The organism is Vibrio salilacus (assembly GCF_002811245.1).
GTDB classification, from domain to species: domain Bacteria; phylum Pseudomonadota; class Gammaproteobacteria; order Enterobacterales; family Vibrionaceae; genus Vibrio; species Vibrio salilacus.
Genome location: NZ_NIVQ01000077.1, coordinates 1 through 1,354, shown reverse-complemented (window position 1 = coordinate 1,354; position 1,354 = coordinate 1). Strand labels below are relative to the sequence as shown.

Annotated in this window: 1 protein-coding gene; it reads right to left on the bottom strand. The window is 39.9% G+C overall.

The genetic code is table 11. The features are described from left to right. Nucleotides 1–1,038: 1,038 nt before the first annotated feature. The gene (locus CDZ87_RS17110) at nt 1,039–1,215 is read right to left on the bottom strand and encodes a DUF6435 family protein (RefSeq protein ID WP_143699689.1); all 177 of its coding nucleotides are present in this window, start codon (nt 1,213–1,215) and stop codon (nt 1,039–1,041) included. Nucleotides 1,216–1,354 lie beyond the last annotated feature (139 nt).

Below are 1,354 nucleotides of genomic sequence, written 5' to 3'. Positions count from 1 at the left end.
GGCACAATGGTTTAGGTTAGGTGGCAATGTTGCTCACTACTTAACGCGGCGTTATGTAACTCATGGAGTTTAGGAGTCTCTAAGTGCTGAAATATATTGGGAATAGAATTATATGGCCTCACAAGTACTTAACTTGGCAGTCCCAAATGATATGTGTACTAGCTTTGGTTTCAATCGCCATTGGGCGCGGTATATATCAGCTTGTAAATCATAGTACTTTTCACCCCGGGCTACTTGTGTCTCTTTATATGAGTGCAGTCATCGCATGTTATCTATATGACAAAGAACTACCAATAGGGTCTGTATCATTTGATTTTGAGCCAAACGACCTCACCAGTCAGTACAGTAGATTGGCTATAACTTTATTATCATCTGTGATCTATACAGTGTGCATACTGAACGGTGTAAGTTAGATTTTACCGAAAACAAATGAAGCGAAGAATTACATAACAATAAATTCAAGCAGATTCGTAACGCTTGGCATTTTTGCTTTGAATCAGCTTCAGTGTTTACGGCACAATGGTTTAGGTGGTTAGTAGCGTTACTCACTACTTAATTTGGCGTTAGTTGCCAGCGGTAAAAATGCAGCTAAAGCAGAAAATTTAGGGCTAATGAATCGTGCAAATTTTCTCGGTTTTGTATCTAGGCGTGGTTTGCTTAAATTGTGTTCGATTTTTAGTATTGTGGTTTTTTTGCCGTTTCAGACGCGAATTTACTCGTTGAAAGTCAGCTTTGTGGCATTGTCTTTCCAAAAGATCTCTTTGGTGCTTTTGGCCAGCTTTCTACGCCGTTGCTAGTTCCAAGTGGTTTCAGTGACAATCGCTTTGAAACTGCGCCTGATTTGGTTTTTTCAACACGCTGAAAAACGGCGTTGGCAAAAAGTGGAAATAAACTGTAAATCAAAGGTTTAGAATGGCAACTAACAAAGCGTTTAAGGCAGATTCGCAACGCTAGGCATTTTGGGTTTTCTTTGAGTTTAGTGTTTATGGCACAATGGTTTAGGTTAGGTGGCAATGTTGCTCACTACTTAACGCGGCGTTAGGTTTTTGAAGGGTTAATATCCTTTATCTGCTTAAAAATCTCTTCTGCCTCGGCTGTCAATTGAGAGTAAGTCCTAATGTCGCCTTTCCTCTGGGCGAGCATGGCTTGCTCAAGTAGCATTGAGTGTCGTTTCTTGAGTTTTTTGGCTGGATTGCTCTTAAAAAGAGAAAACATGAATGACTCCGCTAATGTTTAGTGTATTTTTGTTTACGTAGATTTGTAGAAAAGAGTTCATACAGATACCACGAAGCTACAAACCTAACAAAGCGTTTAAGGCAGATTCGCAACGCTCGGCATTTTTGGTTTGCTTTGA

Coding starts and splice junctions, on each gene's coding strand:
- CDZ87_RS17110 (WP_143699689.1), bottom strand. CDS start 1,215: ATGTTTTCTCTTTTTAAGAGCAATCCAGCCAAAAAACTCAAGAAACGA.